The organism is Providencia vermicola (assembly GCF_010748935.1).
Taxonomy (GTDB): Bacteria; Pseudomonadota; Gammaproteobacteria; order Enterobacterales; family Enterobacteriaceae; genus Providencia; species Providencia zhejiangensis.
The window spans coordinates 2378291-2392494 of record NZ_CP048796.1; the positions used below are offsets into that span (position 1 = coordinate 2378291).

The 14204-nt window shown below is 38.6% G+C and carries 15 protein-coding genes; 6 read left to right on the plus strand and 9 right to left on the minus strand.

Annotated features, from left to right (window positions below; genetic code table 11):
- Positions 1–17: 17 nt before the first annotated feature.
- The 3 genes from G3341_RS10625 (at position 18) to G3341_RS10635 (ending at position 1679) form a co-directional block, all read left to right on the plus strand.
- On the plus strand, positions 18–719 hold the full coding sequence (locus tag G3341_RS10625) for an AzlC family ABC transporter permease (protein WP_154623023.1): 702 nt from the start codon (positions 18–20) through the stop codon (positions 717–719).
- Positions 716–1030 carry an AzlD domain-containing protein gene (locus G3341_RS10630; protein ID WP_163861786.1) on the plus strand — a complete coding sequence of 105 codons (315 nt, stop codon included), beginning with the start codon at positions 716–718 and terminating at the stop codon, positions 1028–1030. Before G3341_RS10625 ends, G3341_RS10630 begins: the two co-directional genes overlap by 4 nt.
- A gap of 178 nt (positions 1031–1208) precedes the next feature.
- Positions 1209–1679 carry a DUF1456 family protein gene (locus tag G3341_RS10635; RefSeq protein WP_154623021.1) on the plus strand — a complete coding sequence of 157 codons (471 nt, stop codon included), beginning with the start codon at positions 1209–1211 and terminating at the stop codon, positions 1677–1679.
- A 35-nt stretch (positions 1680–1714) separates the two neighbouring features.
- Here G3341_RS10635 and G3341_RS10640 read toward each other — a convergent pair whose 3' ends face one another.
- The 6 genes from G3341_RS10640 to G3341_RS10665 all read right to left on the minus strand — a co-directional run bounded on the left by G3341_RS10640 (position 1715) and on the right by G3341_RS10665 (position 7736).
- Complete coding sequence (locus tag G3341_RS10640; protein WP_163861787.1) at positions 1715–2617, minus strand: LysR family transcriptional regulator; 903 nt, start codon at positions 2615–2617, stop codon at positions 1715–1717.
- A 46-nt stretch (positions 2618–2663) separates the two neighbouring features.
- Positions 2664–3365 (minus strand): phosphohydrolase, encoded by a 702-nt coding sequence (locus G3341_RS10645; protein ID WP_163861791.1) that lies wholly within the window; start codon positions 3363–3365, stop codon positions 2664–2666.
- Positions 3366–3484: 119 nt separating this feature from the next.
- Positions 3485–4444, minus strand: a complete 960-nt coding sequence (gene accA / locus G3341_RS10650; RefSeq protein ID WP_154623019.1) for an acetyl-CoA carboxylase carboxyl transferase subunit alpha — start codon at positions 4442–4444, stop codon at positions 3485–3487.
- A 129-nt stretch (positions 4445–4573) separates the two neighbouring features.
- Entirely contained in the window at positions 4574–4990 is a 417-nt protein-coding gene (locus G3341_RS10655) for a helix-turn-helix domain-containing protein (protein WP_163863590.1), read from the minus strand.
- 58 nt (positions 4991–5048) lie between these two features.
- Complete coding sequence (locus tag G3341_RS10660; protein WP_375097465.1) at positions 5049–6515, minus strand: AMP nucleosidase; 1467 nt, start codon at positions 6513–6515, stop codon at positions 5049–5051.
- Between the two features lie 312 nt (positions 6516–6827).
- Entirely contained in the window at positions 6828–7736 is a 909-nt protein-coding gene (locus G3341_RS10665; protein WP_154623017.1) for an AEC family transporter, read from the minus strand.
- 316 nt (positions 7737–8052) lie between these two features.
- Here G3341_RS10665 and G3341_RS10670 point away from each other — a divergent pair, with 316 nt between their 5' ends.
- On the plus strand, positions 8053–8598 hold the full coding sequence (locus G3341_RS10670) for an NADAR family protein (protein ID WP_163861794.1): 546 nt from the start codon (positions 8053–8055) through the stop codon (positions 8596–8598).
- Positions 8599–8815: 217 nt separating this feature from the next.
- Here G3341_RS10670 and G3341_RS10675 read toward each other — a convergent pair whose 3' ends face one another.
- Positions 8816–9274, minus strand: a complete 459-nt coding sequence (locus G3341_RS10675; protein ID WP_154623015.1) for a GNAT family N-acetyltransferase — start codon at positions 9272–9274, stop codon at positions 8816–8818.
- Positions 9275–9377: 103 nt separating this feature from the next.
- On the opposite strand from G3341_RS10675, the gene G3341_RS10680 reads away from it, so the two are divergent.
- Entirely contained in the window at positions 9378–10865 is a 1488-nt protein-coding gene (locus G3341_RS10680) for a PLP-dependent aminotransferase family protein (RefSeq protein ID WP_163861797.1), read from the plus strand.
- Between the two features lie 125 nt (positions 10866–10990).
- Positions 10991–11572: a YebB family permuted papain-like enzyme gene (locus tag G3341_RS10685; RefSeq protein WP_163861800.1), complete on the plus strand. Its 582-nt coding sequence runs from the start codon at positions 10991–10993 to the stop codon at positions 11570–11572.
- Positions 11573–11618: 46 nt separating this feature from the next.
- Here the strand turns inward: G3341_RS10685 and alr are convergent, their stop codons facing one another.
- On the minus strand, positions 11619–12842 hold the full coding sequence (gene alr, locus G3341_RS10690) for an alanine racemase (protein ID WP_163861802.1): 1224 nt from the start codon (positions 12840–12842) through the stop codon (positions 11619–11621).
- A 436-nt stretch (positions 12843–13278) separates the two neighbouring features.
- The gene (locus G3341_RS10700; protein ID WP_163861805.1) at positions 13279–14202 is read right to left on the minus strand and encodes a DNA cytosine methyltransferase; all 924 of its coding nucleotides are present in this window, start codon (positions 14200–14202) and stop codon (positions 13279–13281) included.
- Between the last annotated feature and the right edge of the window lie 2 nt (positions 14203–14204).

Consider the following 14204-nt stretch of genomic DNA (forward strand, 5'->3'; position numbering starts at 1 on the left):
AAAAAGGTATTAAATCAATGTATTCACAACAACGTAGCCACTGGCAACGTGCTTTTATCAATGGGGCAATGCATATGACCCCTCTAAATTTAGCGGTTATACCATGGGGAGTATTAGCGGGTTCAATGGCCGTTGAAGCAGGACTTTCGTTTTGGCAAAGTGTTGCTATGTCAGCGATGATCTTTGCTGGTGCAGCACAGCTTGTTACTTTAGGATTACTTAATTCAGGAGCTGGTTATCTTACGATCATTATTTCGGTCTTCTTTATTACATCACAGCATTTACTGTATGGTTTAACAATGCGGCCTCATGTAAAAAACTTCTCAACCACGAAGCGTCTTAGTATTGGTTTTTTACTCACTGATGAGCTCTTTGCAATTAGCGCGGCTAAACGCCACCCTCTCAGTTTTTCTTATTTATTTGGTGCTGGGTTTAGTTTTTATATTGTTTGGCTTATCACCAGCCTTTTAGGCATTTTGATGGCCAACTTTATTACTGACCTTAGTCGCCTGCATTTAGACTTCTCTGTTATAGCAACCTTATTAGCGATTGTTGTTCCTTTAACGAAGAAAATAAGCACAATTTGTGGTGTTATTTTTTCATTAGTGACCGCTGTAATACTTTCTCTTTATTCGATAAGTAGTGCTATCGTTATTGCAGGCGTTGGCGGAATGTGTGTCTCTGTTATGGTATCTCGTATGCTTAAGGAAGAAAAATGATCTGGCTCTTGATTATTATACTCACCGTCATTGTATTTTCTTTACGTTACGTTTTTCTAATTCCTCAGCTGCCGATTAGACTGCCGTTGTTTATTAAACAAGCATTGAGTTATTCAGCACCTTGCTTATTAACTGCGATCTGTGCTCCCGTTATTCTTTTAGAAAACCATGAATTGCGGGGCTTTCCTGATAATCCATATCTATGGGGGGCATTATTCTGTGTGATTGCCGCGTCATTACTCAAAAATATGCTATTAACGGTTGGATTAACCTTAGCCTTCTTCTATAGCCTTATATATTTTATTGGCTAACATTTCATGACACGGGATGCGTAAACGTAGACGAAATCATTGTCTTTACGCATCCTCTTATTGATAAAAATAGCATAACGCTCTAGTATGCCCCCCTCAAATCCACTCGGTATTTTTGAATCTCAGCACTGTTGTGGTGATTGATTTAGAAAATCAACAATGACGGAAATCAATAACCATGCTTAATAATTATGTTTTACGTAGCATTCGCTACATGCTAGACCTCAGTAATAATCAAATGGTTGAAATCGTTAAATTGGCTAACTTAACGGTTAGCAAAACAGAAATGATCCATTGGTTAAAAAAAGAGGATGATCCTGAATATGTCGAATGTAATGACAAAGCACTCGCCCATTTTCTTAATGGATTAATTTATTTTCGTCGGGGCAAAAACGAAAACTTTCCAGCGCCCAAAATAGAAACACGCCTTACCAATAATCTTATCCTAAAAAAGCTGCGTATTGCTTTTGAATTAAAAGATACAGACATGATCGAGATCTATCAAAAAGCCGATTTTCGCGTCTCCAAACCGGAATTAAATGCGTTGTTTCGTAACCCTGACCACAAAAATTATCGTGAATGTGGAGACCAATTATTGCGCTATTTTTTAAAGGGTTTGACCGTGAAATTACGGGGTGCTTCTGTCTAAACCAATAGGCTGTTTACGCTTTAATCTATGCAGCTCTACGGGGTCATAGTATCCACTGATTGCATCAAATGCTGCATAAAAGCATCAATTTTTGGTGATAACGAACGGCGGCTTGCATAAATTGCTCGTAATTCAATTGGTGCGGGACTTTCATTAAAGTGAATGACCTCAAGCAACCCTTGCTCTATTTCAGCTTGGCACGGCGCTATCGCTAAAATGGCATAACCAATGCCTTTTAACGCAGCAGCCTTAGCTAAAATACCGCTATTAACACGATATTGACTGTTAATAGTGACTTTTTGGGTATGTTGTTGGTTATCAATAAATACCCAAGGCTGCCCTGATATCGCACTCAAACTTGAAATACAGAGCATATTTGCTAAGTCTGTTATCGCTTTCGGCCTTCCTGTGCGTTCTATAAGATGAGGAGCAGCAACAACAACACTTTGCCACCTTTTAATGACTCGTGAGTGATAACTACTATTTTTCAATTCCCCACGATGAAAAGTGAATAACAAATCAATACCGTCATCAATCACATCTAAAGGCATTAATTGAGTATCACAATGGATGGTTAATTGAGGGTGTCGCAACGCAAATTCAGCGATGATTTCTGCTAATAATAGGCTTCCTGCCTCACTAGGAATAGTCAACCGAAGAGTTCCTGTTAGAGTCTCACGATGACTGATTTCACTCAATACATCATCCAATTCCGCATACAGATTTTGGCTATGTTTTAAGAGAATCTCACCTTGTTCTGTTAACCGCATACGTCGTGTTGTTCTTTCAATTAATCGGCAATTAAGCTGCGCTTCTAATTGTTTGATGCAACGACTGACATTGGAGGTTGGCATAGCTAATTGCTGCCCTGCTCGCGCAAAGCTGCCTTGTGAAGCCACAGAAATAAATACTTTTAGTAAATTTAAGTCGACTGACATTTAACGCCTATTACCGTTCTTTATCATATTTAACGAAGAGCAGATGTTAATTAACATCCAATGAAAACCGCGCAATAATATCATCGTCAAATTGAGCGATATTCCCGCTTAACTCTGCACTTAATTTCGCCATAAATTGAACTAAATAGTTCGCATTCTGTGTTGCCAGTAATTTACCCACTGGCGTTTGCATCGTTTCTGGGAGTTTTAATAACTTTGCTTGGAAATGATCTAATGCCCAACGACTATCATCCAATGCTCTATTTTGGGCAAAAGGATCATCCCCATCAAATAATGTGCGATTAAGCTGACCACTAACGGCAAATACTCTTGCTAAACCAATGGCCCCAAGCGCTTCTAGCCGATCGGCATCCTGCACTATTTTTGCTTCTAGTGATATCGGTTCAACATTGGCACTAAAACTATGGGCAATAATACAGTGAGCAATAGCGTCATGATAGTGCTTAGGTAAACTCGGAAAATGTGTTGTTAAAATACGAAGAGTTTCCGTTGCACTCAAAGATGATGCTTGGCTTCTTTGTGGATGATCTTTTGGCAAAGTCACAACATCATGGAAATAGCAAGCAACCAACACGACCAAAGGGTTAACTTGCTCTGACGCTCCCATCAATGTTTGTGCTGTACGCCAAACTCGCCTGAGATGGAAAATATCATGAGCATTATCATGGTTAACCCAATTCTTTAATAAGTAATTATCAAACTCACTCGCCCAGTGATCAATATCCACAGTATCCCCCGCTGTCTGCTGGTATCGATGGATATCACTATATCACGCAAGTATCGATTTTATCTTTCCTTTTACTTCTATCCACAAAACACACTGGCAATTTAGTCAAATTCATCACATTAACAATAACCAATAGCCATAATTTTTTGATAACGTTCCGCTAATAAAGTTTCCATGTCCAGTTTATTTAGTATTGCAAGGTCAGTCAGGAGTTGTTGTTTTAAATTTTCCCCTGCCTGTGCATAATCGCGATGCGCGCCACCAAGTGGCTCAGCAATAATAGCGTCAATAATATTAAGCTCTTTCAGTCGTTTCGCTGTCATACCCATGATTTCAGCCGCAACTTGTGCTTTTTGTGCATCTTTCCAAAGAATCGATGCACAGCCTTCTGGTGAGATGGCTGCATAAGTGCTGTATTCCAACATATTAATCCGATCACCGACACCAATAGCTAATGCACCACCAGAACAACCTTCTCCAGTGACCACACAAATAATGGGGGTTTTTAAATGCGACATTTCTTGGATATTTCTCGCTATCGCCTCCGCTTGCCCCCGCTCTTCAGCACCAATTCCTGGATAAGCTCCCGCTGAATCAATGAATATCACAACCGGCAGATGAAAACGCTCTGCCATTTTCATTAAGCGCAATGCCTTACGATACCCTTCAGGTGAAGGCATACCAAAATTTCTCATCACTTTTTCTTTCGTGGTACGCCCTTTTTGTTGGCCAATAACCATAACAGGCTGACCTTCAAGACGCGCTAAACCACCAACAAGCGCCTTATCATCTGCAAAAGCTCTATCTCCAGCTAACTCTTTAAACTCAGTAAAAATAAGCGAGATATAGTCAAGGGTATAAGGCCTCATGGGATGCCTAGCTACTTGCACAATTTCCCAAGCACCTAGCTGCGAAAAGATTTTTTTCGTTAACGTAAGACATTTTTTCTCAAGTAATTTAATCTCTTCATCAAAATTAATATCAGACTGTTGGCTATTATTTTTAAAAGCCACTAAAGCGTCGATTTTTTCATTAAGTTCGACAATTGGTTTTTCAAATGCGAGAAAGTGAGCAGACATATGACCCTTTAAATCAATACAGTGATGATCCAAGTGTAGTTAAGATCTAAAGGGCTTTCTATGCATGATAATGGGATAGATTGTTATCAAAAATGGGATAATCCCATCTAACAGTCAATAAAATATGACCTATTTATTGAGTTTTCTATTCGTTCGTAAACCTATCGACATAATTTTTTGAAATTTAGAGCATTCAAGATGGTTTTCTTCAGGGCACTGCGCGATATGCAATATGCCATTCTTCAAAACAGTCAGGTCTTCAATCATTTTTTGAATTTCCTCTGCTTTGGCTATTAAATGGCTGCGATCAATACTTGGACCCGTTTTTTGGTTCAACATAGCCCCTATCTCATCGAGCGAAAATTTAGCCTCACGCCCCAAAGAAATCAGTGATAAGCGAGTCATGACCTCTTTAGCATGATAAACTCGTTTTAAGCCTTTACGACCAATCGGAGTAATCAACCCTCTTTCTTCATAATAACGCAGCGTTGATGGCGGTATGCCTGATAACTCACTGACTTTAGAAATATCTAGTTCATCAACCATATCGTTAATAACTCGCTTAATCACATCTCAACATGACTTAATGACTCGCGATTAGACCCTATCTAAAAGGAGGCTCATCAAATGTTCTTAACTTTCTTGAATGTAACTTATCACCTTCTTGTCTCAACAAGTCAATGGCTCGAATTCCTATCTGTAAATGTTCCGAGATAGCCCCCTCATAAAAACTATTGGCTTGTCCCGGTAACTTTATTTCGCCGTGTAATGGTTTATCTGAAACACACAACAATGTGCCATATGGCACCCTAAAACGATAACCTTGCGCAGCAATTGTTGCGCTTTCCATATCTACGGCAACCGCACGACTTAAGCTAAAACGTCGAGCTGTCGCAAAAAAACGCAATTCCCAGTTACGATCATCGGTTGTGACAACCGTTCCTGTCCGCAAGCGTTGTTTAACTAATTCGCCCGGCATATTGCTAACTTGTTTCGTTGCATCGTACAGCGCTCTTTGTACCTCAGCGATACTTGGAATGGGAATATCCGGTGGCAATACATCATCTAGAATATGATCATCACGCAAATAGGCATGCGCTAATACATAATCACCGATTTTTTGGCTTTCACGTAGCCCGCCACAATGGCCTATCATTAACCATGCATGAGGCCGTAATACCGCTAAATGGTCACAAATATTTTTAGCATTTGATGGCCCAACACCAATATTGACTAGCGTAATTCCTACACCATCTTTTGCTATCAAATGATATGCAGGCATTTGGAATTTCTTCCAAGTAAGGTCAGATGTTGCTGTTTGTGGATCGGCATTTTCTGCCGTTAAATAGTGATGACCAACACAGGATAATGCGCTATAACGGCTATTAGGATCCCGTACTTGTTCGCAAGCCCAACTGACAAACTCATCAACATAGCGATTATAGTTGGTAAATAAGATATAGGGCTGGACATGTTCCGGTGGAGTGCCTGTGTAATGTTTAAGTCTCGCTAGCGAAAAATCCACACGTAATGCATCGAAGTGTGAAAGCGGCATTTCATCCGTCGCTTGAACCAAACCATCTGTTATATCATCACTGATATCGGCCAGATCTGTAATAGGGAAATGAGTGGCAAGGCTACTACTCATACTTCTATCTAGCACTAAATCTGAACCATCGATAACAAATGGGTATGGCACTTCTGTTTGTGATGGGCGAACAGAAAAAGTGACATCATAATCCTGCTGTAAAATACCCAACTGCTCAGTTAAATACTGGCGAAATAAATCAGGTTGCGTAATCGTGATGCTATACTGCCCTGGTTTGACAAAACGTGCATATGCTCTCGTTTTTTCGCAGTGGTCGACTTGTCCTCGCCATTCTACACACAACTCTGGATACGCGAATAACCCTTTTTTTCGAGCCTCTGCACTAGGCAACTGCCCGCTATTAATGTAGGCCGCAATCGAATTTCTTAAGGAATCAATGGCGTTGGTATATAGCAATGAAAGCTTATCTAATACCTCATCAATAGACAAATTTTCATATTTTTGGCATTTTTCTAAAGACACGCATAACCCCTTATCGGATAACATTGTTTCTCTGTTACGCAGTGTATGTCTTTAGCATTTATCAAACAAGCCTCTCTACTTATAATCTACAGATGAACATTCTCTTTTACGAGACGAATATATATTCGCGGTTTATTGTCTGAAAATAAGCCACTTGCAGGCTTGCTTATGTTAAATTCCACTGCTTGGTTTTTATCTGACAACACTCTTCCAGTCTACATTTCAACCATTATTTCCAGTAATAATCCGATATATAAATAAAGTACTCATCATAATGAATACTTTATTTAAGCCGGAAATAATAAAAACGAGTTAATGTATTATCTGAGTAAGCACTAAAGGTAATGTGATTACCGCAATTACCGTCTGTAATGTGATAATTCCAGCCATAAGCTGACTATCACCATTTAATTGACGCGTTAAAATATATGCGGTAGGTGCCGTAGGTATCGCAAAGAAAATGACAAATAGCACCGTTTCAAACTCAGGTAATGAAAAGAGTTTCGCAGTGAAAACAGCTAAAACAGGCATAGCTAACAAACGTAACAACGTTGAGGTCATTAAAGGTTTAAATTCTTTTCTCAGTGTTGATGTTTGCAATGCAGCTCCAATACAAATTAGCCCCAATGGTAAGCTTGCCGCTGCAAGTAATTTTAATAATTGGTCTGACCCAAAAGGCAACCCGATTGGCGATAGATTCAGTAAAATACCAATCAAACACGATAAGATCAGTGGGTTTTTAATAATAGGTAAAAACAGTTGCTTAAAAGAGACTTTTGAACCCGATGTTAATGCTAATACAGCAATAACATTACAACTTGGCACTAATATAGCCATAATAACGGCAGCAATGGCGATCCCATCAGTTCCAAATAAATCAGCAATAATAGCAAGGCCTAAATAGGTATTAAACCGAGTGATACCTTGAATATGCGCACCAAATCGAGGTATTGACATGTTAAAAATGAATTTAAAAATTAAAACTAATACACTGCTTATTGCTAGAACAAAAAATATTGCTCCTGCTAGATATGGTAATTTAGGGCTATCAAGCGGTGCACTACCTAAACTATTAATCAGCAAAGCTGGAAACAAAATAAAATAATTCAATTTTTCAGCGCTGGGCCAAAAGTCCGTTGATATCATTGACGAACGACGCAGCACGAACCCCATTGCTATCAATGCAAACAGCGGCCATAAAACTAATAATACTTGTTCCATATTTTTATACTTTACTGTCGTTAATAACTGTTAACCAATAAGAAGCAACACTGTATCGTTAACAAAATGTGACAGTTAGGTAAAAGTGGCGCTATTTTCTTATTGATATACTGTCATTGAAGATATTTATGAAAAGTGTATGACACCTCACATTTTTGTTTTTATACAGCAGAAGACAAGCATAGTTTTTACACTGCTCTATCTGATCATGGCATGGCAAATTACTGTACTCCCCTATAAATACAGCGATTTCCGATAGTATTTTAGTTTGTTCATCGATACTCTCAATAATAACGTATTATTAGAATAATTTATTATGAACATTGAAACTCTTCGTAAACAATATCGAGCAGGTAAAAAATTTAAATATCTCTTTTTTTGGGGACATCAATCAAAGTCAACTCTCATTACTAAAAGTTGTTTCAGCCAATGGTATCCAGCTGCTTTTACAGTAGAAGGACATCGTTTTGCAAGTGCCGAACATTTTATGATGGCAGAAAAAGCAAAGCTGTTTAACGATCATGAAACACGAGAGAAAATTATTCATGCCCCTAACCCTGGTGCAGCAAAAGCATTTGGCCGCGAAGTTCGAGGATTTAACCAAGAGATTTGGGATGCCCACAGGTTTAATATTGTCATTGCAGCCAATTTAGCCAAATTTTCACAAAATGAAGCCTTACAACAGTTTTTATTAAATACCAATGAGCGAGTCTTAGTAGAAGCAAGTCCAGTCGATAAGATATGGGGAATAGGTCTCGCTGAAGATCATGAAAATATCGATAATCCACTTACGTGGAAAGGGCTAAATCTATTAGGTTTTGCTCTCATGGAAGTCAGGAATCAATTAATCTCACTTAAATAAGCTGTTGAATAGCTATTTTCTTCATCATATTGGCCCTTAATACAATAAGGGCATAAGAAATGTCTTTTAACTTTGCCTGAAATGACCGAAAAGGTGTGAATGGTAAAATAACCCCCGCCACTTGCAAAAATGGTGGGGGTAAGAAACGACCTGAATCGTTTACGGAATAGAATAGAACGTTTTTATTAAGTCATTCAATGAATGAGTGATTACGATATTACAATGGCATTCTATACTCAATAACCCCAGGTTTTTCAGCTACCCAATCATATAAACGTTGGCCTCGTAAATTCGTTTCTTGCGTATGCCAATATAAACGGCCACAAGCCTGCTTTTGAGCTTGTTCGTGAACAAATTCAATGAGATGTTTGCCAACCTGACGGCCCCTTACCTCCGGTGAAACAAATAAATCTTCTAAATAACAAAAATGATTTTCCGCCCACGTAGAACGATGATAAAGGTAATTAACAAAACCTACGACTTTGTCATTTTCAAGTGCTACAGCACAATACATCGGTTCATTTTCATCAAAAAAACGCGCCCATGTTTTTAGGGTCACTTCTTCACTTAAATCTACGTTGTAAAATTCTTGATATTGCAACCAATACACTAACCATTGTGAATAATGATCAGGTAAAACGAACTTAACAGTAATAGGTAACGCATTGTTATTCATAATGTATCCTTTATAACTCAATAGATAAACAATGGCGCTATGTTACCTATCAATCTGGTACTAAATAAGATACACTTTTGATATTTATTTAGGATCCACTTTGATGAGGCGTAAACCACAAGCTCACTTTCCTCACCTGCTTTTGCAATCTGGTGGCATCAAAGAAAGTGTTTACCATACGATTAGAAATGCCATTTTAGATGGTAGGCTCAGCGCGGGTATCAAATTACCTTCAAGCCGTGCTTTCGCGGAAATGATGTCTATTTCTCGCAACTCAGTCATTGCCGGCTATGAACGCTTAATAGACGAAGGCTATCTCATCACCAAAGCAGGATCAGGCACCTATGTCGCCACCACCCTACCTGATGAGTTAGTTAAGTTAACCTCTAAAACCAATTACCTTAACCACCCTCTATATTCTGCCCCTAATCTCAACCCAATGATCAGTCATTTAACGACATTGTGGAAAAATTCTCGGCCTAATACAAATCAACGACAAATGTTTAATATTGGTATTGGCTGCGTTGATCAGTTTCCCCATGATTTATGGGGCAGATTACTCGGAAGAGTTTGGCGGAAGTCAAAACAAGACATTCCCTATTACAACCACCCTGACGGCTATCCACCACTCAAAAAAATATTAGTCGATTATGTACACTCAACCCGAGGGGTTAACTGCCGAGCAGAACAAATTATTATTGTAAATGGTACCCAACAAGCAATTAACCTTACTGCGAATGTTTTACTACACAAAGGGAACTCAGTCTGGTTAGATGACCCTGGATATGATAGTGCACGAGCTATTTTAACTGCTTCAGGTGCGCATATATCACCCGTTCATTCAGATGATGAAGGCATGGATATTGAATTTGCCATGCAACATTACCCCAATGCTAACCTGATATACACTGCGCCATCCCATCAGTTCCCATTAGGTACAACGCTCAGCCTAGCGAGGCGTCTCGCGTTATTAGAGTGGGCTCAAAAGAATAATGCTTGGATCTTTGAAGATGACTACAATAGCGAATTTCGTTATTTATCCAAGCCGATTCAAGCACTACAAGGCCTAGATACCTACCAACGAGTTATTTATGCCGGCACCTTTTCCAAAATGATGTATCCCGGTTTTCGCTTAGGTTTTCTAATTGTACCAGAAGTTCTGATAGAACCTTTTACCATGATGAAGTATTACAGTGATAGCCATTCTGGTTATCTGGAACAAGCGGCTTTAGCACAATTTATTCAAGAAGGTCACTATGCTCGTCACGTGCGAAAAATTCGCAAAATATGTTATTCACGTCAAAACGCATTAATCGATGCTATTAATACCTACTTGCCTAATATATTTGAAGTACAGCGAACTGATTCAGGTATCCATGCCGTATGTTGGCTAAAAGCGGGGATCAATTTGCAACTTATCTTATCTGCCTGTTATCAATTAGGGTTTGGGGTTCAACCGTTATCTCGTTATTGTATTAAAAGCCGACATAATAACGGGATTTTATTTGGTTATGCCGCTCACACTGAAACCGATATTACCAATAATATCATCGAATTAAGTAATGCCTTACGGCGACTAAATGTCATTTAATCAACAAACTCTCAACGTAAGTAAAATTTAGGGTTCAAATCATAATTTTAAGACAAGCTTTGATTTCCACCTTAAACATTAAACACTATCATGCAATCAATTAAACAAAATGTTGAGGTATCGAAATGACGAATAACAATCCTCCCAAAGACCTTGAAGTTGGTGATATTGTTTTTACAAGTATTGGTACTACTTTATTTCGCCAAATTGCCTCCGCCTCTCAGTGTTGGAGTAATCATGTCGGTTTAATTATTGGTCATAATGGACAGGATTATTTAGTTGCAGAGAGTCGAGTACCTTTATCAACCGTCACGACTTTGACTCGCTTTATTCAGCGTTCCGCAGAAAAAAGGTATGGAATACGCCGGCTAACTAGCCACCTTACTGACGTACAAAAAGCGGCTTTAGTCGCCGAAGTCCCATCAAGGCTCAATAAATTTTATCATACCGGCTTTGACTACTATTCTTCTCGCCAATTTTGTTCAAAATTCGTATTTGATATATACCAATCTGCCCTTTCTATCAAAGTAGGTGAAATTCAAACCTTTAAAGATCTATTAGCTAAAAACCCAAATGCCAAACTGAATTTTTGGAAGTTATGGTTTATCGGTGATATACCATGGGAACGAGCAACCGTAACGCCAGCAAGTTTATGGTCACATCCGCAATTAGAGCTTATTTATCGTAGTCACACCGATATCCATTAATTTGATAAATAAGAAAAAGCAGCCAAAATTGGCTGCCCTTTGGCTATCAATCAACTAATATACGTTGATTCGTAGCCCCCCACAGGATTGACATTTCAGTAAATAATGCACCACTGATATCTTCAATTTGTTCTGCTGTGACTTCAGCATTGCCCTGTTTGCCAAAAAAGACGACTTCATTGCCTGGTTTAACTTGCTTTAAATCAGTTACATCAACCATTACTGTATTCATTGATGTCTTGCCTAAGACAGGTACACGCTGACCACCGATCAAAGCATAACCTGCATTACTAAACACTCGACGATAACCATCTGCATAACCAACCGGTATGTTCGCTAATACAGAATCACGTTTTAGCGTATGAGTGCGGTCATAACCCACGGTATTCCCTTTAGGATAATGATTTACAGAAGCAATATTTGACTTAAACGTCATCACTCTCTTGTATTCGTCAGTAGCAATAGTGTCACCATAAAAAATACCACCTACACGCACCATATCTAGCCATGATTCAGGTACTGTAATGGTTGCAAATGTATTCGCAACGTGCAGTGTTACATCTTTACGATCTAATCCTGTCATCTCCAATACCTTCTGAGATTGCTGATTAAAACGCGCTAAATCTTTTTTAATTTGCAGAGCATCTTCTTCTGGATAATGTGACATGATCCCAACAATTTTTAATTGAGGTAGTTGAGAAATCAGTTTTGCTTCATTTAATCCAGCCGCATTAGCCACTTCCAGACCATTACGCGACATTCCACCCGAATTTAGTGCTAAATGAATACGTACTGTCTTTCCTTGTTTTTGAGCAATCGCATTAAGACGTTGGGCCATATCAAGGTTACCAATTAACTCTTCAACATCATATTGCGTTGCTTGCTGCATCTCTTGTTCAGTGGCATTACGTACTCGCATTAATCGACCTTTAAAGCCGAGATCTCTGACCATTTTTAATTCTTGGTTATTTGTTACACCAATGCACTGAATATTATTTTCGATCATAATAGGTGTAACTAAAGAGAGATCGTGCCCATAGGCATCCCCTTTCAGGACCGCACATAACGAAGACTTATCGCCAAGCAAATTTTGTACTTTTTTGATATTAAACTCTAATGCACTACGTGATATTTCTATCCATGCATTATTCACTGCGATTGGCTGTACCTGCGCACTTTCTGATGCAACAGCTTTCATGTTAGCTGGCTGCTGACAACCCGCAACGACAAGTAGAGGTAATAACGCAAGATACCGAAGCTTGAAAGACATCAAATTTACCCTTAAGAAAGATTTCAATAACTCTTGAATCATTTGCATGATTAATCAAGACGATAACATGTGATAACTATTTGTTTGGTTAAATAATAATTAATACATTATTTATCACATAAAACATATATATAGAGGTTATTACTATTCGTGACAAATCTTTCTTAGCGACTCAGAGGATTTACAGTAAATTGGAAGGGAATCAGTCCATGAACTGCATAAATTTGCAATAATTCAGCATAAAAAAAGGCACTCGCCCCCGAGTGCCTTTGGGTACAGATACTATTCGCGATTATTTGTTAGACATACACCACATACCACCATAACTGATGGGGATCATTCCGCAAGGCTCGGGCAGTCTTGGTGATGTTGAAAAGGCCGCAATGGTATTCTGCTTCATGAGTTATTACCGCTGATGGAAAGCATGAAGTCAGTTTTACATTTTCATCGCTTTTCGCATTTCTTTAGCTATAGCTTCAATAACTGGGACACAGACACTATTACCAAATTGTTTGTACGCTTGTGCATTAGAAACCGGTATCTCATAGGTATCTGGATATCCCTGCAATCTAGCCGCCTCTCTTGGGGTAATTTTGCGAGGATTCTTCCCCTTTTGCTCTATTAATATTTCACTTCCATCTTTATAGTAACGAGCAGAAATTGTATTTGTATAAGGTGATTCTTCATTAAAAAGACCATAACCAAAGCCTTTACCATTCAATTTATTCTGAATTTTGCGGCGTTGATGACCTTCCCATAACTTATCTGAAATTGTATATAAATCATCAACATTAGGTTCTAGTATCGAGCCAACTTTTGTTTCTATTCCAATTGGTTCAGGAAATTTAAATTCAACACTCTGATCTAAAAAACCAACGATAAAAATACGCTCTCTATTTTGAGGAATACCGAAATCTCGGGCTTTAAGAATATCGTGATAAACAACATAACCAGCATCTTTAAGATGGTCTAATATAACTTGAAGTGTTCTACCTTTATCATGACCACGAAGCTGCTTAACATTTTCAAGTAAAAATGCTTTTGGTTTTCTTTTCAGAAGGATACGCTCGATATCAAAAAAAAGTGTCCCCCTAGTATCTGAAAATCCTTTCTTCAATCCTGCTTGTGAAAAAGGCTGGCATGGGAATCCTGCGAGTAAAATATCATGCTCCGGTACATCGAGTTCTGAAATTTCAGTTATATCGCCATGAATATTGTCATCGCCAAAATTAGCTTTATACGTCTGAATAGCAAACTTATCTATTTCAGAGGTAAAAACACAGTTTACACCACCAAATGCTTGGTCAAATCCTAAACGAATTCCACCTATACCGGCAAAAAGATCAATGACCTTTATCATAA

What these genes read in the sequence shown, in the direction of transcription:
- G3341_RS10665 (WP_154623017.1), bottom strand. Translation starts at nt 7,736, where the DNA reads ATGGAACAAGTATTATTAGTTTTATGGCCGCTGTTTGCATTGATAGCA.
- G3341_RS10670 (WP_163861794.1), top strand. Translation starts at nt 8,053, where the DNA reads ATGAACATTGAAACTCTTCGTAAACAATATCGAGCAGGTAAAAAATTT.
- G3341_RS10630 (WP_163861786.1), top strand. Translation starts at nt 716, where the DNA reads ATGATCTGGCTCTTGATTATTATACTCACCGTCATTGTATTTTCTTTA.
- G3341_RS10685 (WP_163861800.1), top strand. Translation starts at nt 10,991, where the DNA reads ATGACGAATAACAATCCTCCCAAAGACCTTGAAGTTGGTGATATTGTT.
- accA (WP_154623019.1), bottom strand. Translation starts at nt 4,444, where the DNA reads ATGTCTGCTCACTTTCTCGCATTTGAAAAACCAATTGTCGAACTTAAT.
- G3341_RS10655 (WP_163863590.1), bottom strand. Translation starts at nt 4,990, where the DNA reads ATGGTTGATGAACTAGATATTTCTAAAGTCAGTGAGTTATCAGGCATA.
- G3341_RS10625 (WP_154623023.1), top strand. Translation starts at nt 18, where the DNA reads ATGTATTCACAACAACGTAGCCACTGGCAACGTGCTTTTATCAATGGG.
- G3341_RS10640 (WP_163861787.1), bottom strand. Translation starts at nt 2,617, where the DNA reads ATGTCAGTCGACTTAAATTTACTAAAAGTATTTATTTCTGTGGCTTCA.
- G3341_RS10700 (WP_163861805.1), bottom strand. Translation starts at nt 14,202, where the DNA reads ATGATAAAGGTCATTGATCTTTTTGCCGGTATAGGTGGAATTCGTTTA.
- G3341_RS10635 (WP_154623021.1), top strand. Translation starts at nt 1,209, where the DNA reads ATGCTTAATAATTATGTTTTACGTAGCATTCGCTACATGCTAGACCTC.
- alr (WP_163861802.1), bottom strand. Translation starts at nt 12,842, where the DNA reads ATGTCTTTCAAGCTTCGGTATCTTGCGTTATTACCTCTACTTGTCGTT.
- G3341_RS10680 (WP_163861797.1), top strand. Translation starts at nt 9,378, where the DNA reads ATGAGGCGTAAACCACAAGCTCACTTTCCTCACCTGCTTTTGCAATCT.
- G3341_RS10675 (WP_154623015.1), bottom strand. Translation starts at nt 9,274, where the DNA reads ATGAATAACAATGCGTTACCTATTACTGTTAAGTTCGTTTTACCTGAT.